Source organism: Georgenia ruanii, assembly GCF_009193175.1.
GTDB lineage: Bacteria > Actinomycetota > Actinomycetes > Actinomycetales > Actinomycetaceae > Georgenia > Georgenia ruanii.
In genome coordinates, this window is sequence record NZ_VUKE01000003.1 from 39,342 (window position 1) to 63,003 (window position 23,662).

The 23,662-nt window shown below is 75.3% G+C and carries 19 protein-coding genes and 1 riboswitch; of the genes, 13 read left to right on the plus strand and 6 right to left on the minus strand.

What is annotated here, in order from left to right:
- Window positions 1-3,024, minus strand: a complete 3,024-nt coding sequence (locus GD880_RS04675; RefSeq protein ID WP_152230468.1) for an FAD-binding and (Fe-S)-binding domain-containing protein — start codon at window positions 3,022-3,024, stop codon at window positions 1-3.
- A 187-nt stretch (window positions 3,025-3,211) separates the two neighbouring features.
- On the opposite strand from GD880_RS04675, the gene GD880_RS04680 reads away from it, so the two are divergent.
- Both GD880_RS04680 and GD880_RS04685 read left to right on the plus strand, forming a co-directional pair.
- Entirely contained in the window at window positions 3,212-4,105 is an 894-nt protein-coding gene (locus tag GD880_RS04680; protein WP_152230469.1) for a sulfurtransferase, read from the plus strand.
- Window positions 4,102-4,554, plus strand: a complete 453-nt coding sequence (locus GD880_RS04685; protein ID WP_152230470.1) for a SufE family protein — start codon at window positions 4,102-4,104, stop codon at window positions 4,552-4,554. The genes GD880_RS04680 and GD880_RS04685 overlap by 4 nt, the downstream gene beginning before the upstream one ends.
- A gap of 11 nt (window positions 4,555-4,565) precedes the next feature.
- Here GD880_RS04685 and GD880_RS04690 read toward each other — a convergent pair whose 3' ends face one another.
- The 3 genes from GD880_RS04690 to GD880_RS04700 form a co-directional block, all read right to left on the minus strand.
- Entirely contained in the window at window positions 4,566-5,147 is a 582-nt protein-coding gene (locus GD880_RS04690) for a TetR/AcrR family transcriptional regulator (RefSeq protein WP_152230471.1), read from the minus strand.
- 161 nt (window positions 5,148-5,308) lie between these two features.
- On the minus strand, window positions 5,309-5,956 hold the full coding sequence (locus GD880_RS04695) for a C40 family peptidase (RefSeq protein ID WP_226909382.1): 648 nt from the start codon (window positions 5,954-5,956) through the stop codon (window positions 5,309-5,311).
- 124 nt (window positions 5,957-6,080) lie between these two features.
- Window positions 6,081-6,228: riboswitch (cyclic di-AMP (ydaO/yuaA leader) on the minus strand.
- A 302-nt stretch (window positions 6,229-6,530) separates the two neighbouring features.
- Entirely contained in the window at window positions 6,531-7,085 is a 555-nt protein-coding gene (locus GD880_RS04700; protein ID WP_226909383.1) for a cob(I)yrinic acid a,c-diamide adenosyltransferase, read from the minus strand.
- Between the two features lie 355 nt (window positions 7,086-7,440).
- Here GD880_RS04700 and GD880_RS04705 point away from each other — a divergent pair, with 355 nt between their 5' ends.
- The 4 genes from GD880_RS04705 to GD880_RS04720 all read left to right on the plus strand — a co-directional run bounded on the left by GD880_RS04705 (window position 7,441) and on the right by GD880_RS04720 (window position 11,848).
- A complete protein-coding gene (locus tag GD880_RS04705) occupies window positions 7,441-8,133 on the plus strand; it encodes a hypothetical protein (protein WP_152230473.1) in 693 nt (230 codons plus the stop codon).
- 99 nt (window positions 8,134-8,232) lie between these two features.
- On the plus strand, window positions 8,233-9,276 hold the full coding sequence (locus GD880_RS04710) for a CbiQ family ECF transporter T component (RefSeq protein WP_193314359.1): 1,044 nt from the start codon (window positions 8,233-8,235) through the stop codon (window positions 9,274-9,276).
- On the plus strand, window positions 9,273-10,997 hold the full coding sequence (locus tag GD880_RS04715; protein WP_152230475.1) for an ABC transporter ATP-binding protein: 1,725 nt from the start codon (window positions 9,273-9,275) through the stop codon (window positions 10,995-10,997). Before GD880_RS04710 ends, GD880_RS04715 begins: the two co-directional genes overlap by 4 nt.
- A gap of 83 nt (window positions 10,998-11,080) precedes the next feature.
- Complete coding sequence (locus tag GD880_RS04720; protein ID WP_226909384.1) at window positions 11,081-11,848, plus strand: ECF transporter S component family protein; 768 nt, start codon at window positions 11,081-11,083, stop codon at window positions 11,846-11,848.
- Between the two features lie 114 nt (window positions 11,849-11,962).
- Here the strand turns inward: GD880_RS04720 and GD880_RS04725 are convergent, their stop codons facing one another.
- Entirely contained in the window at window positions 11,963-12,442 is a 480-nt protein-coding gene (locus tag GD880_RS04725) for a MarR family winged helix-turn-helix transcriptional regulator (protein WP_152230476.1), read from the minus strand.
- Window positions 12,443-12,617: 175 nt separating this feature from the next.
- Between GD880_RS04725 and GD880_RS04730 the strand changes: the two genes are divergently transcribed.
- The 3 genes from GD880_RS04730 to GD880_RS04740 all read left to right on the plus strand — a co-directional run bounded on the left by GD880_RS04730 (window position 12,618) and on the right by GD880_RS04740 (window position 18,094).
- Window positions 12,618-14,456 carry an FAD-dependent oxidoreductase gene (locus tag GD880_RS04730; protein ID WP_152230477.1) on the plus strand — a complete coding sequence of 613 codons (1,839 nt, stop codon included), beginning with the start codon at window positions 12,618-12,620 and terminating at the stop codon, window positions 14,454-14,456.
- 344 nt (window positions 14,457-14,800) lie between these two features.
- Complete coding sequence (locus tag GD880_RS04735) at window positions 14,801-17,617, plus strand: vitamin B12-dependent ribonucleotide reductase (RefSeq protein WP_152230478.1); 2,817 nt, start codon at window positions 14,801-14,803, stop codon at window positions 17,615-17,617.
- A gap of 237 nt (window positions 17,618-17,854) precedes the next feature.
- The gene (locus GD880_RS04740; RefSeq protein ID WP_152230479.1) at window positions 17,855-18,094 is read left to right on the plus strand and encodes a hypothetical protein; all 240 of its coding nucleotides are present in this window, start codon (window positions 17,855-17,857) and stop codon (window positions 18,092-18,094) included.
- 146 nt (window positions 18,095-18,240) lie between these two features.
- On the opposite strand, the gene GD880_RS04745 is transcribed toward GD880_RS04740, so the two are convergent.
- Window positions 18,241-19,134: a PIG-L deacetylase family protein gene (locus GD880_RS04745; RefSeq protein WP_152230480.1), complete on the minus strand. Its 894-nt coding sequence runs from the start codon at window positions 19,132-19,134 to the stop codon at window positions 18,241-18,243.
- Window positions 19,135-19,281: 147 nt separating this feature from the next.
- Between GD880_RS04745 and GD880_RS04750 the strand changes: the two genes are divergently transcribed.
- From GD880_RS04750 to GD880_RS04765, 4 genes are all read left to right on the plus strand, one after another.
- Window positions 19,282-20,424 carry an alpha/beta hydrolase gene (locus GD880_RS04750; RefSeq protein ID WP_152230481.1) on the plus strand — a complete coding sequence of 381 codons (1,143 nt, stop codon included), beginning with the start codon at window positions 19,282-19,284 and terminating at the stop codon, window positions 20,422-20,424.
- A gap of 86 nt (window positions 20,425-20,510) precedes the next feature.
- Window positions 20,511-22,142 carry a bifunctional lysylphosphatidylglycerol flippase/synthetase MprF gene (locus GD880_RS04755; protein WP_152230482.1) on the plus strand — a complete coding sequence of 544 codons (1,632 nt, stop codon included), beginning with the start codon at window positions 20,511-20,513 and terminating at the stop codon, window positions 22,140-22,142.
- Window positions 22,139-22,990, plus strand: a complete 852-nt coding sequence (locus tag GD880_RS04760; protein WP_152230483.1) for a hypothetical protein — start codon at window positions 22,139-22,141, stop codon at window positions 22,988-22,990. The genes GD880_RS04755 and GD880_RS04760 overlap by 4 nt, the downstream gene beginning before the upstream one ends.
- A complete protein-coding gene (locus GD880_RS04765) occupies window positions 22,987-23,646 on the plus strand; it encodes a DUF1345 domain-containing protein (protein ID WP_152230484.1) in 660 nt (219 codons plus the stop codon). The genes GD880_RS04760 and GD880_RS04765 overlap by 4 nt, the downstream gene beginning before the upstream one ends.
- Window positions 23,647-23,662: the final 16 nt, after the last annotated feature.

A 23,662-nucleotide genomic window follows, 5' to 3' on the forward strand; every position in this document is an offset into this window, starting at 1 on the left:
TCAACGTCCTCTCGTGTGCTCGACGGGGCGGCCTGAGTGGCGCAGCGCCGTCGCCAGCAGCTGCGCGACGTGGACGGGGCGCCGCCCGTCGCCCTGCCCGGGGAGCTCGCCGCTCTGGTCGATCTGGGTCCGGCAGCTGAACCCGTCCGCCACGACGACGGTGTCGGTGCTGGCCGCGCGCAGGGCGGGCAGCAGCCCGTCCTCGGCGCACCGCATCGACACGTCGTAGTGGCCGGCCTCGAAGCCGAAGTTGCCCGCCAGCCCGCAGCAGCCCGAGTCCAGCACCTGCGCGGAGACGCCCGCGCGCCGCAGCAGCTCGACGTCGGCGTGCTCGTCGAGGACGGCGTGCTGGTGGCAGTGCATCTGGACGATGGCCGCGCGCTGGAGGCGGGGCGGGTCCCAGTCCGGGGCCCGCTCCAGGACGAGCTCGCCGAGGGTCTTCGTCTGCGCCCGCAGCCGCTCGACATCGCGGTCCCGCGGGAACAGGTCGGCGGCGTCGGCCCGGAAGACCGCGGTGCAGCTCGGCTCGAGGCCCACCACGGGGGTGCCGGCGGCCGTCCAGGGGGCCAGGGCGGCCGCGGTGCGGTGCAGGACCTTCTTGGCGATGCCCAGCTGACCGGTGGAGATCCACGTCAGCCCGCAGCACAGCTCCTGGTCAGGGATGCGCACGGTGAAGCCGGCGGCCTCGAGCACCTCCACCGCGGCCGCCCCGATCCAGGGGCCGAGGTGGTTGGTGAAGGTGTCCGGCCAGAGCAGGACCTCCCCGCGCGACCCGTCCCCGCGCGGCAGGCGGCCGCGGCGGTCGAGGCGGCGGAACCACGTGGTGAACCGCGTGCGGGCGAAGCGGGGGAGGGTGCGGCGGGCGTCGACGCCGCCGGCGGCCTTGAGCACCCCGTCGAGCCCGGGGGTGTGCGCGAGCGCGTTGACCGCTCCCGGCGCCAGCGCCGCCAGCCGGGCCCACACCGGCAGCCAGCCCATGGAGTAGTGCGCCGCCGGGCGCAGCCGCCCGGCGTAGTGGTGGGCGAGGAACTCGGCCTTGTAGGTGGCCATGTCCACGTGCATGGGGCAGTCGCTGCGGCATCCCTTGCACGCCAGGCACAGGTCGAGCGCCTCGAGCACGTCCGTGGACCGCCAGCCCCCGCTGACGGTGGAGTCGGCGTGCCCGTCGAGCACCTCGAACAGCAGCCGCGACCGCCCCCGGGTGGCGTGCTCCTCCTCGCGGGTGGCCCGGTAGCTCGGGCACATCACCCGCCCCTGGCTGTCCGGCGCGTGGCACTTGCCCACCCCCACGCAGCGCAGCACCGCCCGCTGGAAGCTGCCGTCGTCGTCCGGGTAGCGGAAGTACAGGTCCTGCGGGTCGGCCGGCGCCCACTCCGTCCCCAGTCGCAGGTCGGCGGTGAGCGGGCGGGCGTCGACGACCTTGCCCGGGTTCATCAGCCCGTCGGGGTCCCAGATGCGGCGGAACCGGCGCATCGCCTCGACGAGCTCGGGCCCGAACATGGTCTCGAGGAGCGGGCCGCGGGCCTGGCCGTCACCGTGCTCGCCCGACAGCGACCCGCCGTAGCCGACCACGAGCTCGGCGGCGTCGTGCATGAAGGCCCGGAAGGTCTCCAGCCCGGCGGCGGTGACGAGGTCGAAGGGGATGCGGCAGTGCAGGCAGCCCTGGCCGAAGTGGCCGTAGAGGGAGACCTCCTGGTAGCCGTGGCGCTGCAGCAGCCCGCGCAGGTCGCGGATGTAGTCGCCGAGCCGGTCCGGGGCGACGGCGGAGTCCTCCCACCCCGGCCAGCAGTCCGGCCTGGTCTCTGCGGGACCACCCGGCCGCGCGGTGGCGCCAAGGCCGCCCTCGCGCACCTGCCACAGGGCCGCCGCGTGGTCGGCGTCGTCGACGAGGTGGACGGAGGGGCCGCCGGCCCCCGCCCGGCCGCCGGACCCGTCGCCCCGCTGGAGGTCCGCCGCCATCGCGTGTGCCTTGGCGCGCGCGTCGTCGTCGTCCTCGCCCGGGAGGCTGACGAAGAGCCAGGCGCCGCCGTCGGGCAGCTCCGCCATGGCCCGCTTGTGCATTCCCCGGGTCTTCTCGAGGTCGACGAGCCGCTGGTCGACGCCCTCGAGCTTGAACGGCTGGTAGGGCAGGATCGCCGGGACCGCGTCGGCGGCGGCCGCCGAGTCCGGGTAGCCCAGGAGCACCAGCGACGTCGCCTTCGGCGCCGGCGCGAGCTCGAGCTCGGCCCGCAGGATCGTCAGGCACGTGCCCTCGCTGCCCACCACGGCCTTGGCCAGGTGGAAGCCGTGCTCGGGCAGGAGGGAGTCGAGGTTGTAGCCCGACACCCGCCGCGGGATGTGCGGGAAGCCCTCGCGGATGCGGTCGGCGTAGTCGTCGGCCAGGTCCTTGAGCTCGCGATAGACCTCCGCACGCCGGCCGCCGGCGGCCATGACGGCGTCCCACCGCAGGTCCGGGTACTCGTCGCTGTCGGTAGGCCCGAGCCAGAAGCGGTCGCCGCGGTAGGTGACCACCTCCAGCCGGCGGATGTTGTCGACGGTCTTGCCGTAGGTCTGGGCCGTCGCCCCGCAGGAGTTGTTCCCCAGCATCCCGCCGATCGTGCAGTTGGGGTGCGTGGACGGCTCGGGGCCGAAGCGCAGGCCCGTCGGGGCGAGGTGGTCGTTGAGGACGTCGAGCACCACCCCCGGCTGCACCAGGCAGGTGCGCCGCGCGACGTCGACGTGCTCGATCGCGTGGCAGTACTTCGTCCAGTCCAGGACCACCGCCGTGTTCGTGCACTCGCCCGCCAGGCTCGTGCCGCCCCCGCGCGAGAGGACCGGGGCGCGGTGCCCGGCGCACACCCGCACCGCCGCGGCCGCGGCGTCCGGGGTGCGGGGGACGACGACGCCGAGGGGCACCTGGCGGTAGTTCGACCCGTCGGTGGAGTAGGCGCCCAGGGTGCCGGCGTCGAAGCGGACCTCGCCGTCCACGGCGTCCCGCAGGTCGCGTTCGAGGTCCTCCACGTTCACGCCGACCCTGAACGTCATGGCGGCCCCCTCGCACTCGCCGGTGTGCGTGCGCCAACTCGTCCAACGTAGGACGGATGCCCGGTGCCGCAACCGGGGTGTGCGGGGCGAGCGGTCGGCTGGTGAGACCCGGCTCACCGCCCGGTGAGCTTTCGCCGCCCCAGTGAGAGGATCGGAGAAGGACCGCGGAAACCTGGAGGATCCCGACATGGCTCTGCCCTACGACGACGACCCGAAGTTCGCCGGCTACGCCCACCCCGAGCGTCTCGTCGGCACCCAGTGGCTGGCCGACCACCTCGATGCGGACGGGCTGGTCGTGGTGGAGAGCGACGAGGACGTGCTGCTCTACGAGACCGGGCACATCCCCGGCGCGGTGAAGGTGGACTGGCACCTGGACCTCAACGACCCCGTCGCCCGCGACTACGTCGACGGCGAGGCCTTCGCCCGGCTCATGTCCGCCAAGGGGATCGCCCGCGACACCACCGTGGTGATCTACGGCGACAAGTCCAACTGGTGGGCCGCCTACGCCCTGTGGGTCTTCACCCTCTTCGGCCACCCGGACGTGCGCCTGCTCGACGGCGGCCGCGCCAAGTGGCAGGCCGAGGGCCGGGAGATGACCACCGAGACCCCCAGCCCCGCGGCCACGGAGTACCCGGTGGTCGAGCGCGACGACTCGACGATCCGCGCCTACAAGGACGACGTCCTCGCCTTCCTCGGCGGCCAGCTCATCGACGTGCGCTCCCCGCAGGAGTTCACCGGCGAGCGCACCCACATGGCCGACTACCCCCAGGAGGGCACGCTGCGCGGCGGCCACATCCCCGGGGCCCTCTCGGTGCCCTGGGCCCGCGCCGCCAACGAGGACGGCACGTTCAAGGCGCGCGAGGAGCTCGAGGCGATCTACGAGGGCGAGAAGGGCCTGGACCCGGGCGAGCCGGTCGTCGCCTACTGCCGCATCGGCGAGCGCTCGAGCCACACCTGGTTCGTCCTCCAGCACCTGCTCGGCTTCCCCGACGTGCGCAACTACGACGGCTCGTGGACGGAGTGGGGCAACGCCGTGCGCGTCCCGATCGCCACGGGCCCGGAGGAGGTTCCCACCCGATGACCGAGACGACCGCGCTGCCCACCGCCTTCGCGGCGATCGTCGAGGACTTCACGGCCCTCGGCCCCAACGACCGGCTGCAGCTGCTGCTGGAGTTCAGCCAGGGGCTGCCGGCGCTGCCCGAGCGCTACGCCGACCACCCCGAGCTGCTCGAACCGGTGCCCGAGTGCCAGTCCCCGATCTTCCTCCTCACCGAGGTGGACGGCACCGGCGACGACGCCGCGGTACACCTGCACTTCTCCGCGCCGGCGGAGTCGCCCACCACCCGCGGGTTCGCCGGGATCCTGCACGAGGGCCTCGACGGGCTCACCGCCCGCGCGGTCCTCGACGTCCCGGCCGACGTGTACAACCGGCTCGGGCTGGCCGAGGTGGTCAGCCCGCTGCGGCTGCGCGGCATGGCCGGCATGCTCGGGCGGATCAAGCGGCAGGTGCGCGAGAAGGCCGGCCTCTAGCGGGACGGCGCTCAGGCCGCGGCGCTCTGCTGCCGCAGCGTCCGTGGCAGCTGGCCGACGAAGGCGTCCACCGACGCCGCGACGTCGAGGTCCTCGTTGGCGATGACGGCCTCGATGAGGCCGTAGGAGGCGAACGCCAGGGTGTGCGCCAGCACGTCGGCGTTGCCCGGGTCCTCCGACGCCGGGACCACCTCGGCGGTGCGCCGCACGAGGCGGTCGCAGACGTTGCGGACCACGGCGGGGTCGCCGTCGGCGCCGAGGAAGTGCGAGTAGGTGCCGCGCCGGCGCACCGCCTGGGCGAGGACCTCGTCCAGCCAGGCCCGGTAGCCCCGCTCGGGGTCCATCGGGGCGGAGTCGATGCGCTCGAGCAGGTCCGCGACGATGGTCTCGGCCACCTCGGAGACCGCGGTGAAGTGCTTGTAGAAGGTGGTGCGGTGCACCCCCGCCGCCCGGCACAGCTTCGAGACGTCGATCTCGCTGGGTGACGTGGTGGCGCAGAGCGTGAGGAGCGCCTGCTGCAGCGCGGCGATGGTGCGGCGGGCGCGGGGGTCCGCGGCCCGGCCCGGTGTGCTGGTTCCCCCTGTGGTGCTCATGCCCCCTATTTTGGGTCGACTACACCCGAATTGGAACGTCCGAAATAGACCGGAACCGGCCGTGGCATCTTCATGCCACCTCTGCCGCCCGTGCTCGCCCCCGCCGCACAGACGACGAGAGGGGCGACCGGTGGTCGCCCCTCTCGTCGTTGCTGCGAGTGTCAGCCCACCCGGATGAAGGTGGGGCTGGAGTGGGTGATGGGCCCCTCGTGCAGCGCGGTGCCCGGCTGCCGGGCGGCGATGTGGTTGCCGCCGCCGGTGTAGATGCCCACGTGACCGGGCCACCACACGAGATCGCCGGGCTGGGCCTCGGCGGCCGAGACCACGGTGCCGGCGTAGCGCTGGTCGCCGGAGGAGCGGGGCAGGTTGATGCCGAAGTGCGCGAAGACGTACTGGGTGAACCCGGAGCAGTCGAACCCGGCCGGCGTCACGCCGCCGTAGACGTAGGGCGTGCCGGTGAACTGGCGCGCGTAGTTGACGATGGCGCTGGCCGAGGCGAGGGGAGCCGGGGCCGCCTCGCGGGCGGGAGCCTCGGCCGCCAGCGCCGCGGACAGGGCGGGACGCTCACCCGAGCGGGAGGCGGCGGCCTCGGGCCGCTCGACGGCGACGGCGCGCGGGGCGCGGACGGCGACCTCGAGCTCGTCGACGCTCCACGTCACGTCCGCCGGGGCGACGACGCTGGGCGTGGTGATCATCGCCGTCACGGCCTCGGCCGCGGCGGCGGAGACGTCGACGCGCGGCAGTGCGCTGGTCTCGGCGGCGGAGGCCGAGGTGGCGGCGAGGGAGAGCACGAGGCCGGAGGTGGCCACGGTGGCGAGGCCGCGGCGGGCACCGGTGCCCGAGAGGCGCTCACCGAATTCGGTCAGAGGGGTGGAGGGACGGCATGCACGGCGGTGGCGAGCGGTGACGGACGCGGACGTACTCACTTCACTGACTACCTCTCCTGCATCCTGCGGGGTGAGCTGTCGGGTTCGGGCGGGAGCCGCCCGGTGCGCCGTCCTGGCCGCACTTCACCCCAAGGCCCTGGTGGGCCACGATCACTGGTTCCCCCGTCCCTGCCGCGGGTTTCGGTCGGCTCCGTGCGGCGGCAGGGTTCGGACTCCGCACGAAGGCTGCGGGACGGGGGAGTCCCGAAGCAGGGGAGACATTACCGGAAAGTTCAAGTGGAAAGTTACGACCGAATAACGTGTGTCACTGATCGGTCTCGACGACCCGCCCTCGCGGCCGCCGCGGCGCGGCCTCTCCAGGGACGAACGTCCCGTCCTCGGGCACCCCGCCGAGGCCGGGACCTACGTCCCCGGGGCGCTCGGGGGGACGTCCTAGGTTCGCAGGTGTCCCCATCGGCCGAGGCGGCAGGAGCACCATGGCGCGCAGCACCACGGCTCAGTCGTGGCTGGCCGGCTCCTCGGCGTCGCCCGCGGCCCGCCGGGCCAGCACGAACAGCAGGTCCGAGAGCCGGTTGAGGTACTCCAGCGCCGTCGCGCTCACGGCGCGACCGCCCGTCCGGGCGCCGACCGCGTGCCGCTCCGCCCGGCGGGCCACCGTGCGGGCGTGGTCCACGGCCGCGCTGAGCGGCGTCGCGCCCGGCACCACGAACACCGGGCGCAGCGGCCGCTCGGCGACCAGCCGGTCGATGAGCGCCTCGACGTCGGCGACCATCTCCGGCGTCACCCGGGACACCGTGTCGGTGAGGTGGTGGCGCCGCTCCGGGTGCGTGGCGAGGTCCGCGCCGACGACGAACAGGTCGCGCTGGAGCCGCAGCAGCAGGTCGGCGAGCTCGGGGTCGGTGCAGCCGGCCCGCGCGACGCCGAGCAGGGCGACGGTCTCGTCGACGTCGCCGCACGCCTCCACCAGCGGGTCCGCCTTGGACACGCGGCCGCCGAGGAACTGGCCGGTGGTCCCGTCGTCGCCGGTGCGGGTGTAGATCCTGCTGCTCACCCGCCGAAGCATGGCACTCCCGCCCGCGGGAGGCAGCGAGCACGGCGCTGGGGCCCGCGGGCGGCGGCGGGCATGGCGCTGCGCCCGGGCTCGGAACGCATGACACTCCCGCCCCGGCGGGAGGACAGTAGTGAAAACAGAACGAACGTCTCGAACCAGGGGAAGCCGGTCGAAGCCCGGCGCTGACCCGCAACCGTAGGCCCGGCGGCCCTCCGCCCGGCGAGCCGGAATGCCTGGCCGGGACGGTACGGCTCCATCCGTCGAGGTCTGCGGACGAGCCCGGAGCCCGACCCGTGCCCCCTCGGCGCGGTCAGGTGCCGGACCCGTCCCGGCCGCACCTGAGAGGCATCGCAGCATGAGTCCCCTGCCCCGTCCCGCCCGGACCGCCGCCCTCGCCCTGGGCCTGGCCGCGGTGGTGCTGGCCCCCGCGCCCGCCGTGGCCGCCGGGAGTACCGGTCCGGCCGCGGGGACCCCCGCCACGTCCGCGCCCACCGCCTCCGCGCCCCCCGGTGCCTGTGCGGACACGGACGGGGTCACCGTCGTCGTCGACCTCACCGACCTCGGCGGGGACGTGCGCGCCGGCTGCGCCCCCGGCGACCCGGCCACCGGGCGGGAGGCGCTGACGGGGGCCGGCTTCACCACCACCGACTCCCAGCCGGGCCTCATCTGCGCGATCGACGACCTGCCCGACCCGTGCCCCACCGCGTTCGACGGGCGCTACTGGGCGTACTGGTCCACCGGCCCCGGCGGGGAGTGGACCGCGCGCACCGAGGGCGCCGACACCGCCAACCCGGCCCCCGGGTCCTTCGAGGGCTGGCGGTACAACGACGGCGCCACCCCGCCCGGCGTCACCCCTGCCGCGCTGGCCGCGGCCGCGACCGGGACGCCGGGCCCCACGCCCTCGCCCGGCACCGCCTCCTCCCCGACGAGCGCGCCGCAGGCCGCCGGGGACCACAAGCCGGCCCGCACCGCGTACCTGGCGCTGGGGGCCGCCGTCGTCCTGCTCGCCGCGGCCGGCGTGATGGCCCGCCGCCGTGGCCGCGGCTGAGCCATGACGACGGCGAGAGCCGCGGCGGCGCAGGCGCCGCCGCCAGGGCGGCTGGGCCGCTCGGAAGCGCGGCCGCAGGGGCAGGCTGGTCGCGGGGGCGTGCACCCGGTGGCCTGGTGGGCCTGGGCGCTCGGGCTCGCCGTCGCCGTCTCCCGCACCACGCACCCGCTGGTGCTCGCCCTGCTGCTGGCCGCCGTCGTCCTGGTGGTGGCCGCCTGCCGGGACGACTCGCCCTGGGCCCGCGCCTTCCCCGGCTACCTCGTCCTCGGCGCGGTCATCGTCGCCGTGCGGGTCGGCTTCTACGTCCTGCTCGGGGTCGACGGCGCCGGGCCCGTGGTGCTCGAGCTGCCCGCCATCGCCCTGCCCGGCTGGGTGCGCGGGGTCGAGCTGCTCGGCCCGGTCCACGCCTGGGGCCTGCTCGACGCGGCGGTGGGCGGGCTGCGGCTCGCCGCCCTGGTCGTCTGCTTCGGCGCCGCCAACGCCCTGGCCAACCCCAAGCGGGCGCTGCGCTGCCTGCCCGCCTCCCTCCACCATCTCGGCACCGCCGTGGTGGTCGCCGTGACCGTCACCCCCCAGCTGGTCGGGGCGGTGGCGCGGGTGCGGCGCGCCCAGCGGCTGCGCGGGCTGACCGGCCGCAGCCCGCGCGCCGCCGCGGCCCGCCTCGTGCCGGTGCTCCAGGACGCCCTGGACCACGCGCTCGCGCTGGCGGCGTCCATGGACTCGCGCGGCTACGCCCGCACCGCCACCCCCGGCGGGCGTCGCGGTCTCGGCGCGGCCCTGGTCGTCGCGCTCGGCGCCGCGGCCCTGGGCACCTACGGCCTGCTCGACGCCGCCGCGCCCCGGCCGCTGACCCTCGCCCTGCTCGCCCTCGGCGCCGCGGTGGCGGCCGAGGCCTCGGTGGTCGCGGGCCGGCGGGTGCGCCGCACCCGCTACCGGCCCGACCCGTGGCGCGCCCGCGAGAGCGTCATCGCCGCCGGCGGGGCCGCGGCCGGGCTCGCCGTCGCCCTCGCGGCCGCCGCCGACCCCGCCGCGCTGGTCCCGGCCGGCGGCAGCCCCCTGTGGTGGCAGCTGCCGCCGGTGGCCGTCCTCGCCGCGGCGCTGGCGCTCGTGCCGCTGCCGGCCGGCGCGGGGGCGGGCCGATGATCCGCGTCGAGGACGTCTCGGTGACCTACCCGGCGGCCGCCGCGCCCACCCTGCGGGGGGTGGACCTTGCGGTGGCCGAGGGCGAGCTGTGCCTGGTCGTCGGACCCACCGGCGCCGGCAAGTCCACGCTGCTGGGCGCCGCGTGCGGGCGCGTGCCGCACTTCACCGGCGGGCTGCTCACCGGGCGGGTGCTCGTCGACGGCCGCGACACGGCCGCGCACCTGCCGCGCGACCTGGCCGACGTCGTCGGCGTCGTCGGCCAGGATCCGCTCGCCGGGTTCGTCACCGACACCGTCGAGGAGGAGCTCGCCTACGGCATGGAGCAGCTCGGCGTCGCGCCCGGGCTCATGCGCACCCGCGTGGAGGACGCGCTCGACCTGCTCGGTCTGGCCGCGCTGCGGGACCGGCCGCTCGCCACGCTGTCCGGCGGCGAGCAGCAGCGGGTGGCCATCGGCGCCGTCCTCACCGCCCAGCCACGGGTGCTCGTGCTCGACGAGCCCACCTCCGCGCTCGACCCCACCGCCGCCGAGGAGGTCCTCGCGGCCCTCGCCCGGCTCGTGCACGACCTGGGGGTGACGGTGCTGCTGGCCGAGCACCGCCTCGAGCGGGTGGTCCAGTTCGCCGACCAGGTGGTCGCCCTCGACACCGACGGCGGGGCCACCGCCGGGGACCCGGCCACCGTGCTCGCCACCGCCGCCGTCGCCCCGCCGGTCGTCGAGCTCGGCCGGCTCGCCGGGTGGGAGCCGCTGCCCCTGTCCGTGCGCGACGCCCGCCGCGCGGCCGGCCCGCTGCGCGAGCGGCTCGCGACGCCGTCCGGGCCGGACCGGGCACACGCACCCGCGCGGGCACAGCCGGTCCACGCACCGGCGCCCGGCGCGCCGCTGCTGCGCGCGGCCGGCGTGCACGTGCGCCACGGCGCGGTGCACGCGGTGCGCGGCGTGGACCTCGAGCTGCGCGCGGGCGAGGTGGTCGCCCTCCTGGGCCGCAACGGCGCGGGCAAGTCGTCCCTGCTGTGGGCGCTGCAGGGCCAGGGCCCGCGCGGGGCCGGCACCGTGCAGCTGGTCGGAGTCGCCGCCGGCCCCGGCGCCCGGGCCCCCGGCGCCCGAGGCCGTGGCGCCCGAGGCCGCGGCGGCCCGGACCGCGACCGCGGCCCCGACCCCGCCCGGCTGGCCCCCGCCGAGGCGCGCCGGTGCGTCGCCCTGGTGCCGCAGTCGCCGTCGGATCTGCTCTACCTGCCCACCGTGGCCGCCGAGTGCGCCGCCGCGGACGCCCAGGCCGGCGCGGCGCCCGGCACGGCGGCCGGCGCGCTCGAGGCCCTGGCGCCCGGGGTGCCCGCCGGCCGCCACCCCCGCGACCTGTCCGAGGGCCAGCGCCTCGCGCTCGCCCTGGCCGTCCAGCTCGCCGGCGACCCGGCGGTCGTCCTGCTCGACGAGCCCACCCGCGGCCTCGACTACGCCGCGAAGGCCGCCCTGTCGCGGGCGCTGGGCGCGCTCGCGGCCGAGGGCCGCGCGGTGCTCCTGGCCAGCCACGACGTCGAGTTCGTCGCCGGGTGCGCCCACCGCACCCTCGTCCTCGCCGAGGGCGAGGTCATCGCCGACGGGCCGGCCCGCGACGTCCTGGCCGGCTCGGCCGCGTTCGCGCCGCAGGTCGCCAAGATCTTGCGCCCGCTGCCGCTGCTCACCGTCGAGGACGTGCGCGCCGGGCTCGGGAGGCGACCGTGAGCGGGCCGGCGGAAAGCCCGGTCCGCCGGTGGCGCCGGCGGACGCCGGCCGGGGGCGGGGAGCCGCGCCTGACGGTCGCCGCCGTGCCGCTCAGCCGCCGGACCGTCGTGGCCCTCGCGCTCGCCTCGGCCGTGGGCGTGCTGGCCTTCGGCTGGCCGCTGCTCGTCGACGCCGCCGCCGCGCTGGGCGCGGACGCGCCGCTGGTGCTCGCGCTCGTGCTCGCCGGGGTGCTGGCGGTGCTGTTCGTCGGCCTGGGCGCCGGGGACCTCGACGTCAAGGCCGTCGCCGTCCTCGGCCTGCTCACCGCAGTCGGCGCCGTGCTGCGCCCCCTCGCCGCCGGCACCGCGGGGGTGGAGACCGTCTTCTTCCTGCTCGTGCTCGCCGCCCGGGTCTTCGGCCCGGGCTTCGGGTTCGTCCTCGGCGCGACCACCCTGTTCACCTCGGCCCTGCTCACCGGCGGGGTGGGACCCTGGCTGCCGTTCCAGATGCTCGGCGCCGCCTGGGTGGGCCTCGGTGCGGGGCTGCTCCCGCGGCGTCCGCGCGGCGCGGCCGAGCTGGCCCTGCTCGCCGGCTACGCCGTCGTCGCCGCGCTGGCCTTCGGGCTGGCGATGAACCTCTCCTTCTGGCCCGTCCAGCTGGGCCTGGGCACCCAGCTGTCCTTCGTCGCCGGCGACCCGGCCGCGGCGAACCTGCACCGGTTCCTGCTCTTCAGCCTGGCCACCTCGCTCGCCTGGGACCTGGGCCGGGCGGTGACGACGGCGCTCGGCGTCCTGCTGCTCGGGCGTCCAGTGCTCGCCACGCTGCGGCGGGCGGCGGCGCGGGCGGCGTTCGCCCCAGGCGGGCGGTCCTGACCTTCCCTCCGGCGGGAGCGCGCCCCGCCTGCCGCCCGGCTCGCCGGTCGCGCCCCTCCCAGCGCTGCCCGGTCGGAGGCCGGGACGCACAGGTGCCCACGGGCGCCGCACGGCTCAGCGCCTGGTCTCCTTGTTGGCGTGGTAGAGCGCGGTCATGGCGTCGGCCACGAGCCGGGCCCGCTCGGGGCCCAGGACCTCGACGAACACTGAGCGCTTGATGTCGGCGGCCAGGCACGCGAGCTCGCCGGCGAGCTGCTCGCCGGCGGGGGTCAGCTCGAGGTAGGTGACGCGGCGGTCCTCGGCGCACGCCACCCGCGCGGTCAGCTCGCGGGCGGCGAGCTTGTCGGCGACCTTGGTGAAGCCGCCGCTGGTGTACGCGACCGCCCGGGCGAGCGTCGCCATGGGGGCGCGGCGCTCGGGGTTGCGGTGCAGGTTGAGCAGGGTCTCGACCTCAGCCTCGTTGAGGTTGCAGGCCGTGTTGATCGCGGCGTGCACGCGCCGGTTGGTGGTCTGGAAGCCCTGGATGACACGGCCCCAGAGGGCGACGGCGGTCGCGTCGTCGGGCGTGGTGGGCCCCGCGGCAGGGGTGGTCATGGCGGCTGCTCCTTCCGGAGGAACAATATTACCTTGCCGGGAAGTTGCTTGCGCGTGAGATATATGGTCTGGTGGCAACGGTGGCCGGCACGGCCCCGCGCGCGCCGTCTTCCTGTGGGGGCCGACCGGGCGTGAGGCGACCTGCCGGGACATTCGCGACACTGAGGAGGAAATCGTGGTTGACAGCTCGACGCGGCACCGTGGCTCCATCGGGACCGTGGCACAGCAGGGCATCCCTGAGGAGGTCGACGTCGCCGTCGTCGGCTCCGGCGGGGCGGGGCTGATGGCGGCGCTCACCGCCGCCAAGCAGGGGGCGCGCGTGCTCGTCGTGGAGTCCCGGGAGATCGTCGGTGGCGCGACCGGGATCTCGGCGGGTGCCGCGTGGATCCCCGACCACGGCTTCTCCACCAAGCAGCTCAAGGTGCACGACGACCTGGACAAGGCTCGGCGCTACATGTACGGCCAGGGCCGGGACCAGACCCTCGACCACGACATCATCGAGGCCTTCCTCGAGACGGGGCCCCACGTCGCCCGCTACATCGAGGAGCACACCGCCTTCGGGTGGATCCCGGCGATCTGGCCGGACTACCGGTCCGACATCGACGGCGCGTCGATCGGGCGGGCGCTCTTCCCCGGCCCCTTCTCCCCCGAGCGGCTGGGGGAGGCCGCCAGGTTCGTGCGACCGGCCCTGACGACCGGCATGGCGAAGAACCCGCTCCCGTTCTGGATGCTCAACGGACTGAGCAGCGACGACGTGTGGATGGCCGGACCGGCGCTGGTCGGCGCCCTGCTCGACGCGGGGCTCCGCAACGGCGTCGACGTCCGGGTCGAGGCGCCCGCGGTCCGGCTCGTCACCGATGAGTCGGGGGTGCGCGGCGTCGTCGTCCAGGCCGACGGCGTGGAGCGGACGGTCCGTGCCACCAAGGGAGTCCTGCTCACCACCGGCGGCTTCGAGAGCTCGGACGAGCGTGCCACGACCCATCTCGGTGCGCCGTTCGGGGTGCAGGTCTCGCCCCAGGGCCACGAGGGCATCGCGGTCCAGCTGGGCGAGGAGATCGGTGCCGACCTCGCCGGGATGGAGGACGCGTGGTGGATGCCCGGGGTGCAGCTGCCCGGCGAGACGCTCGAGGGCCGTCCGCTCGCCCGGGTGTTCCTCGGTGAGCGTGCGCTGCCGCACAGCATCATGGTCAACCGCAAGGGCGAGCGCTTCGCGAACGAGGCGCTCGCGTACGACCAGTTCGGCGCGATCATGCGCGAGGTCGACCCGGAGACCGGCGAGATGCCGAACGCCGAGGCATGGCTCATCTTCGACCACAGCTACTGGACGAAGTTCGGGATCTTCGGCGTCACGCCAGGCGGAGAGGTGCCCGACTACCTCCACCGCGCCAGCACGCTGGCGGAGCTGGCGGGCCAGATCGGGGTCGACGAGGTCGCGCTGCTGCGCACCGTCGACCGGTTCAACCCCGAGGCCGCACGCGGCCGTGACCCGCAGTTCAACCGCGGTGGCACCCTCTTCGACCGGTACTTCGGCGCGTTCTACCCCCGGCTGGGCAAGAACTCGCCCGACGCGCGATTCCCCGCCGCCACCGCCAAGGCGCGGACGGTGATCGCCAAGGCGATCGGGCCGGTCGTGAACAAGGCCGCGGCGGCCACGGCGAAGAAGGCCGACTTCGAGCGGCTGCGCTCCCTCGTCGTCGGGCCGCTCGCCGCGATCATGCGGCCCGTGCTGAAGAGCCCGCGGTCCAGCGTCCTCGGGCCGGTCGCCACCGCGCCCTACTACGCGCTCAAGGTCGAGGCCAGCGCGCTCGGCACCGTGGGCGGCCCGAGGACCGACGCCCGAGGGCACGTGCTCGACACCGAGGGGCAGGTCATCCCGGGCCTGTACTCCGCCGGCAACGCCGGCGGCGCACCGACGAAGGGGTTCTACGGGGGCGCCGGAGGGACGATCTCCCTCGGCCTCGTGTTCGGCTACCTCGCGGGCCAGGAGGCGGCCCGGCGGCAGGCGGGCGCCTGAGCCCGGCTCGTTGCCGACCTCGACCGCCGTCGCAGCACGGCGGTCGGGGTCGCCCCGGCAACGGCAGCCGTCGTGGCGGGTGCTGACGGTGCCGACCGCGACGTCGGATGAACCGTCGACCCCGCGACGCCACCGGTGCCTCCCGCGCGCACCGGACGGACGAGGTCAGCACGGAAGCGTCGGCGAGGCGTGTGACGGAGGTCCCACACACTGGCTCAACCACTACATATGGTGGTGGTGTCAGCAGAAGCACCCCACATCTTGTGGTGACACGGCGTCAGAACAGGCGGACAATGGGAACGAAGACGCCCATTTCGGGTCCTGGGCGACGCGAAGGAGACGACATGTCCGTGACCCCCGCCCCCAAGGGATCGGCCCGCACCTCCCGCCGGAGGGGCCTGACGATCCCGCGCGTGTTCTCGACGGCCGGCACGCACCCGTACGACCAGGTCGCGTGGGAGCGCCGGGACATCGTCCAGACCAACTGGAAGACCGGCGAGACGATCTTCGAGCAGCACGGCACCGAGTTCCCCGCGTCCTGGTCGGTCAACGCCTCGACCATCGTGGCGACGAAGTACTTCCGCGGCGCCGTCGGCTCCCCCGAGCGCGAGCACAGCCTGCGCCAGATCATCGACCGCGTCGTCGGCGCCTACACCGCCGCCGGCCGCGAGCACGGCTACTTCGCCACCGCCGACGACGCCGCCGTCTTCGCCGACGAGCTCGCCTGGCTGCTGCTGCACCAGGTCTTCGCGTTCAACTCGCCGGTGTGGTTCAACGTCGGCACGCCCGCGCCCCAGCAGGTCAGCGCCTGCTTCATCCTCTCCGTCGACGACACCATGGAGTCGATCCTCAACTGGTACCGCGAGGAGGGGATGATCTTCAAGGGCGGCTCCGGGGCCGGCCTGAACCTCTCGCGCATCCGCTCCTCCAGGGAGCTGCTCTCCTCCGGCGGCAACGCCTCCGGCCCGGTCTCGTTCATGCGCGGGGCGGACGCCTCGGCCGGCACCATCAAGTCCGGCGGCGCCACCCGGCGCGCGGCGAAGATGGTCGTCCTCGACGTCGACCACCCCGACATCGAGGAGTTCGTCGAGACCAAGGCGCGCGAGGAGGACAAGATCCGCGCGCTGCGGGCGGCCGGGTTCGACATGGACCTCGGGGGCCGGGACATCACCTCGGTGCAGTACCAGAACGCCAACAACTCCGTGCGCGTGTCCGACGAGTTCATGCGCGCCGTCGAGACCGGCGGCACGTTCGACCTCCGGGCCCGCCAGGACGGCCACGTCGTCGAGACCGTCGACGCCAGGGCGCTGTTCCGCACGATCGCCCAGGCCGCCTGGGAGTGCGCCGACCCCGGCCTCCAGTACGACGACACCATCAACGCCTGGCACACCTCGCCCGAGGCGGGCCGCATCACCGCCTCCAACCCGTGCAGCGAGTACATGCACCTGGACAACTCCTCGTGCAACCTCTCCTCGATCAACCTCCTGACGTTCCTGCGCGAGGACGACACCTTCGACGTCGAGCGGTTCACCGCCGCCGTCGAGCTGATCATCACCGCGATGGACATCTCCATCGGCTTCGCCGACTTCCCCACCGACGCCATCGCCGCGACCACCCGCGCCTACCGCCAGCTCGGCCTCGGCTACGCCAACCTCGGCGCCCTCCTCATGGCCACCGGCCACGGCTACGACTCCGACGGCGGGCGCGCCCTCGCCGCCGCGATCACCTCGCTCATGACGGCGGCGGCGTACCGCCGCTCCGCCGAGCTCGCCGCGGCCCTGGGCCCCTACGACGGGTACGCCCGCGACGCCGCCGCCCACCAGCGGGTGGTCCGCAAGCACGCCGCCGCCAACGACGACCTGCGCACGGTCAACGCCATGGACGCCGCCGTCCACGACGCCGCCACCGCCGAGTGGCAGCGCGGGCTGCGGCTGGGCGGCGAGGCCGGCTGGCGCAACGCCCAGGTCTCCCTGCTCGCCCCCACCGGGACCATCGGCTTCATGATGGACTGCGACACCACCGGCATCGAGCCCGACTTCTCGCTGGTGAAGTTCAAGAAGCTCGTCGGCGGCGGGTCGCTGCAGATCGTCAACCAGACGGTGCCCCGCGCCCTGCGCCGCCTGGGCTACCCGGCGGAGACGGTCGAGGCGATCGTCGAGCACGTCGCCGGCCACGGCCACGTCGTCGACGCCCCCGGCCTGCGGCCCGAGCACTACGAAGTCTTCGACACCGCCATGGGCCGGCGCGCGATCGCGCCGATGGGTCACGTGACGATGATGGCCGCCGTCCAGCCGTTCCTCTCCGGCGCCATCTCCAAGACCGTCAACCTCCCCGAGGCCGCCACCGTGGAGGACATCGAGCGGGTCTACTTCGACGGCTGGAAGCTCGGCCTCAAGGCCCTGGCGGTCTACCGCGACAACTGCAAGGTGGGCCAGCCGCTCTCCCACGGCAAGGCGACGACGGCGGAGACGGTCGCCGAGCCGGGGCCCGGCGAGCCGCCGCGCGCCGTGCGCCGCCGGCTGCCCAAGTCCCGGCCCTCCGTGACGACCTCGTTCCGGGTCGGCGGGGCCGAGGGGTACATGACGGCCGGGTCCTACCCCGACGACGGCCTCGGCGAGGTCTTCCTCAAGCTCGGCAAGCAGGGCTCGACCCTGGCCGGGGTCATGGACGCCTTCTCCATCGCCGTCTCGATCGGCCTGCAGCACGGCGTGCCGCTGGAGGTGTTCGTCCAGAAGTTCACCAACCTGCGCTTCGAGCCGGCCGGCATGACGGACGACCCGGACATCCGGATGGCGCAGTCGATCGTCGACTACATCTTCCGCCGCCTCGCCCTGGACTACCTGCCCTACGAGACCCGGGCGAGCATGAACGTCCACACCACCGCCGAGCGCAAGCGCTACGCCGAGACCGGCTCCTACGCCGAGACCGGCTCCTACGAGGAGGCCGCCGAGGACGTCGCGGCGGAGCTGGAGACCTTCAACCAGACCGCCGGGGACGAGCCGCGGCTGCCGTCGCGGGCGCACTCGACCGCCGAGCTGCTCGAGCTGCAGCAGGGCCACGCGGCCGACGCGCCGCTGTGCCTGGCGTGCGGGACGAAGATGCGCCCCGCGGGCAGCTGCTACGTGTGCGAGAACTGCGGGTCGACGTCGGGCTGCAGCTGACCCGCCCCGCGACCAGGATGCCCTGCTGGCCGCAGCCGGATCGGCACCCTGGCCGCGGCCGGAACGGCGTTCGGGCTGCCGCCACGCTGGCACGGTCGTCGCTGACGGGCCGGCACCTGACAGGTCGGTCAGGTTTATCAGGTTGCCCCCAGGTCTTCACAGCGTGCTTCCAGTAACCGCTCGCAGCGTGAGGATCGCCAGAAGCAGTACCCGAAGCAGATCAGTGAGGGATCTGATATGCGTCGCAAGATTCTCAGTGCGCTGGCAGCGGTGATCCTCGGTGGGACCATCCTCGGTGGCGCGGGCACCGCCTTCGCCTCGACCACGGCCACCGGGCCGTACGGGGGCACCCACCACAACGTGCGTCACCACGTCAGGCACGTCCGGCACCACGCCCGGCAACACGCCCGGCACGTGCGGCACAATGTCCGGCACCACGTGCGGCACGTCCGGCACCACACGATGCACCGCATGTAGCGAGGGCACGCACAGGGCGCACCCGGCCGGTCAGCGTCGACCGCCGCGACGGCTGCCGGGCCGGCACCGCCACCACCGGGTGACGGACCAGCGCAACGAGGGCGGCCGGGGACTCCCGGCCGCCCTCCGCCGCGTCCGGGCGGCCATCAGCCCGGGACGGCGGCGGTGTGCAGGTACGACGTCAGGTGCCGGTCCGAGGTCAGCATCGCGAAGGACCAGGGCGTGCTGCGGTATCCGATCGCGTCGAGCCCGGCCGCGGGGTCGGCGCGCGCGTACGCAGCCGCGGCGGCGCGCACCGCCCGGACGTCGGCGCGCGTCAGCGCCTGGAAGCGCCGCAGGTCCCGCCGCGGGATCACGAGCCTCTCGAACGGCCGCACCCAGAACAGCGCGTCGTGGACGAGCCCCGCGTCGGCCAGGTCCTTCAGGACCCGCCCGTTCGCGCGGTGCAGGACGTTGGGATCGGCGGCGTAGGAGTGCGCCACATGGGTCACCGACCGCCCGGCCCGCGCCTCGGTCCGCTCCAGATCCAGCGCCGTCGCCCGCATCTCGGCGAGGTTGTCGGCCGGGCCGGGGCTGAGGTCGGGGAGGACGACGACGTGACCGGCCTCGACGCCGAGGGCGCGCATGGCGGCGCGGAACTCCTCGACGCGCCGCGCCCCGATCTCCGCGATCGTCATCCCGGCGAGGGACGGACCCGGCCAGAGCGCTCCCACCCCGCGACCCTCCGAGACGAGGACGACGTAGACGTTCCCGGGACCCTTCTGGGCCAGGGCCGCGCGGATGGCGCTGCCGCCGAGGAGGACCTCGTCGTCGGGGTGCTCGGGGTAGAAGACGACGACGTCGCCGGCGAAGCGGGGGTTCTCGGCCAGGGGCGGGTCGCTCAGGACGGCGGGCACGACGAGCGCCAGGACGGCGATCGCCGCGAGGGCGCGCACCACGCGACCGCCCAGGGCGCCTCCCGACCCGGGCCGGGACAGGCCCCAGACGTCGCCCGGCGGGCCGGAGCGGTGGGGCCGGGTCGCCGGTGCCGCGCGCACCACGTCAGCGCCCCCCGCGTCGGCACGGCGGGGCCGAGGGCTGGTGACACCGGAGGGTCACAGGGACAAGGATGGACCTCAGCACCCGTGGAGCGGGAGCCCTCAGCCCGCGCTCAGGTGCGTCCCAGGTCCGTGTGACTCAATGGAGAGATGCGAGTGGGACTCACGCCGTCGAGCGCGGTCGCACCGCACGAGCTGCTGGCCCGCCTCGCACACCAGCACGGGCTCCTGACCTCGCCGCTGGTCGGCACCGCCCTGGCCGTGGTCGGTGCGGTGCTGGCGCTGCTGCTCCTGCGCCGGGTGCGCCGCGCGGGCGGGCCCGCCGGCATGGGCCGGGGCCGCTTCGTCTTCCGCACGGTGTCCGTCCTGGGCGTGGTCGCGCTGGCCACCGGTGCCTACGTCAACGCCTACTCCGGATACTTCCCCACCCCCGGCGCGCTGGCGCAGGCGGCCGGGCTCTCCGGGGTCGCCGCCGCCGGGCCGGGCGGTCCGACGCCCACCGCGGACCCCGGCCAGCTCACCACCGTCCGCGTCGCCGCCCCCGCCCTGGGCGTCACCGACGGCACGACGTACGTCTACACGCCCGCCGGCTACGCGACCTCGCCCACCCGCCATTACCCGGTCATCTACCTCATCCCGGGCTCGCCGGGCACGCCGAGCGACTGGTTCCGGACCGGGCGGGTGGACCAGGTCATGGAGTCGCTCGTGCAGGCCCATGCCATGCCGCCCGCGATCGTCGTGGCGATGAACACCTGCGGCGGGATCACCGGCGACACCGAGAGCCTCGACGTCGTCCGCGGCCCGCAGGTCGAGAGCTACTACACCCGCGTGGTCCTGCCCTACGTCGACGCGCACTACCGGACCCTTCCCGACCGGGCTCACCGGGTCATCGGCGGGATGTCCTCGGGCGGCTTCGCCGCGCTCAACGTCGGGCTGCACCACCTCGACCTGTACGGGACCATCCTCGGGTTCGAGCCCTACGGCGACCCCGGGCCGGCCAACCTGCGGCACCTGCTCGGCGGCGACGTCGCCCGGTTCCGGGCCAACTCGCCGCGCCACTACATCCCCACGATGGCCTTTCCCGAGCCCGTCGGCGTCTTCCTCGACGTCGGCGCCGACACCGGGCACGACGTGGCCCGCGTGCGGACCCTGGCCGCCGAGCTGACCGCCCGGGGCCAGCAGGTGCAGCTGCGGGTCGAGCCGGGCCAGCACCACACCTGGACCGAGACGGTCGCCGGCCTGCCGTACGCGCTGGCCTTCGCCGGCTCCCGCCTCTCCGGCGCGCCCGGGTGACGGCGGTCGAGACCCGCCCACGCGCGGCCGCCGGCCGGGCAGCCGCGTGGGCGCGTCGGGACCACGCGCGCCGGTGGGCGGCGTACGTGGCGGCGGGCCTCGGCGTCATCGGCCTGTTCTCGGCCCTGTCGCGGCCGCTGCGCGGCCGGGTGCGGGTGCTGCTGGAGGTCATGCCGATCGTCGTCCCGCGGACGGCGGTGCTCACCCTCGTGTTCGTCTCCGTCGCCCTGGTCCTCACCGCCCGCGGCCTGCGCCGCGGGCACCGGCTCGCCTGGGTGGCGGCCGAGGGCCTCATGGTGGCCTCGGTGGTGCTGCACCTCACCAAGGGCCTCGACATCGAGGAGGCGCTCCTCGCCGCGGCCGGCGCCGCGTGGCTGGCCACCCAGCACCGCGCCTTCCCGGTGCTGCCCACCCGGGTCGCCGCCAGCCGGGCTGCGGTCGCGGGCATCGGTGGCCTCGTGGTCGTGGTGGGCATGTCCCTGGCCGTCGCCGTCCAGGCCCGCCGCGGCGGCGTGCGGGAGCTGAACGACCTCGCCGGCGTCGTCATCCGCGACCTCACCGGACAGAACCAGACGGTGGCGGTGCTGCACGGGCACTTCCACGGCCCGGTGCTCGCCGCCGCAGGGGTGGCGCTGCTGGCCAGCGTGGCCTGGCTGCTGCTCAGCCCCCGGCAGCCGGAGCCGCTGGTGGGGGAGGCGCACCGGCGCGAGCGGGAGCGGGCCCGCACGCTCGTGGCCCGCTACGGCGGGGGGAGCCTCGACTTCTTCGCCCTGCGCGACGACAAACAGTGGTTCTTCACCGGACGCAGCGTGGTGGCTCACGCCGTGCGCGGCACGGTGTGCCTCGTCTCGCCGGACCCCATCGGGCCGACGGTGGAACGTGAGGACGTCTGGGCCGAGTTCATGGCCTACGCGGAGAGCTGCGGCTGGTCCGTCGCGGTGGTGGGCGCCGCGCAGGACTGGCTGCCGCTCTACGAGGCCAGCGGGCTGCGCAGCGTCTACCTCGGGGACGAGGGCGTGGTGGACTGCCAGGCGTTCACCCTGAGCGGGCACGAGATGCAGAGCGTGCGCCGGGCGCACCGGCGCGTGGGCGCCGCCGGCTACACCGCCACCTTCCACGACCCGGCCGGGCTCGACGAGGCCACCCGGCGGGCCCTGCTCGCCCTGTCCGAGGAGGGCCGGCGCGGCGGGGAGGAGCGCGGCTTCTCCATGACGCTGTCCCGGCTCTTCGACCCGGCCGACGCCGGGGTGCTGGTCGCGGTGGCCCACGACCCCGCGGGCCGCCCGGCGGCGTTCATCCAGTGGGTGCCGGCCCCGCGGCTGCCCGGCTGGTCGCTCGACGTCATGCGCCGCGGCACCGGCCAGATGCCCAACGGCGTGATGGACTTCCTCATCGTCGAGACGATCCGGCACGTGCGCGAGGTCGGCGGGAAGGCGCTGGGCCTGAACTTCGCCGTGTGGCGCCGTATCGTCGCCGGCGAGCACGACGCCTCGGCCGGCGGGCGGCTGGCCCGCCGGGTGCTGCGGCGCGCCTCGGCCAGCGCCCAGATCGAGTCGTTGTGGCGGTTCAACGCCAAGTACGGCCCGCGCTGGGTGCCGCGCTACGCCGCGGTCGGCACCGTGGACCTCCTGGCCTCGCAGGGCGTGGCCATCGCCGGCGCCGAGGGCGTGACCGACGTGCCGGTGATCGGGCGCCTCGTCGGCCGGAGCGGGCCGTGACGCTCGCGCTGCTCGCCGCGCTGGCCGGCACCGTCGGGTACGGCGCCGGCTCGGTGCTCCAGGCCGCCGCCACCTCCCGCGCCAGCGGGCCGGCCGCCCTGCGCCACCCGCTGTACCTCGCCGGCCTGGGATGCGACCTGGTCGCGTGGCTGGCCTCCCTCGTGGCGCTGCGCCACCTGCCGCTCTTCGCCGTCCAGGCCCTGCTCGCCGGCTCCCTGGCGGTCACCGCCGTGCTGGGGCGGGTGTTCCTCGACGCCCGGCTGCGGCGCCGTGACATCGCCGCGATCGCGGTGGTCACCCTCGCGCTGGTGGCCGTCGCCGCCTCCGCCGGCGAGCAGGCGCCCCACCGCCCGCCGGCCCCGTTCACCGCCGCGATGCTCGGCGCGCTCGCGCTGTGCGCGCTGGCCCTGCTGGCGCTGTACCCCCGCGGCCGGTCGGCGGCGCTCGCGGTGGTGGCCGGGGCGGCGTTCTCCGGCGCGGCGCTGAGCGCTCGAGCGGTGCGCGCGCCGGGGCCGGGCACGCCGGGCACCCGGGTGGTGGTGGGCCTGCTCGCCGACCCGCTGCTCTGGGTGATCCCGGTGTTCGGGCTGGTCGGGCTGCTGGCCTACGCCCGTTCGCTCGAGCGCGGCGCCGTCGGGCCCGCCACGGCCGTGATGTGGACGGTCGAGGTGGTCGTGCCGGCCGTCGTCGGGGTCGCGCTGCTCGGCGACGCCGTCCGGCCGGGCTGGGCGGGGGTGGCTGCGGCGGCGGTGCTGCTCGCCGTGGCGGGGTGCGCCGTCCTGGCGCTGGGCCCGGCCGACGCACCGCACCCCTCCACGGGCGCGGCAACGGGGAGGGGGCTGTCATGACGCCCGACCGGCGCGGCGCGAACGCGCAGCTGGGCCCGACCGCCGCGACCCGGCTGGTGGTCGCCGCGGTGCTCGGGGCGGCGAGCGGCGTCGCCGCCGGCACCGTCGTCGACTGGCCGATCGGGCTGCTGCTCGGCTGGATCGTCGCCGCGGGCGTCTACGTCGGCTGGATGTGGATCACGATCGGGCACATGGACGGCGCCGCCACGGCCGCCCACGCCGCCCGCGAGGACCCGGGCCGCCGCCCGGTGCACCTCATCGTCAACGGCGCGGCGCTGGTGAGCCTCGGCGCCGTGGCGCTGCTGCTCGTGGGCCGCTCGGGCGGGGCCGCCGCCGAGGTGGGGCGGGCCCTGCTGAGCGTCGCGAGCGTGGCGCTGGCGTGGGCGACCGTCCACACCGCGTTCACCGCCCGCTACGCGCACCTGTACTACACCAGCACCGCCCCGGTCGTGGACTTCGGCGCCGTCACGCACCCGTCCTACACGGACTTCGCCTACCTCGCCTTCACCGTCGGCATGACCTTCCAGGTCAGCGACACCCAGCTGAAGACCACCGACATGCGCCGCGCCGTGCTCGAGCACGCCCTCTTCTCCTACCTGATCGGCGTGGTCGCCATCGCCGCGACCGTCAACCTCCTCGCCGGCCTGAAGGGCTGACCGCGGCGGGGGACCT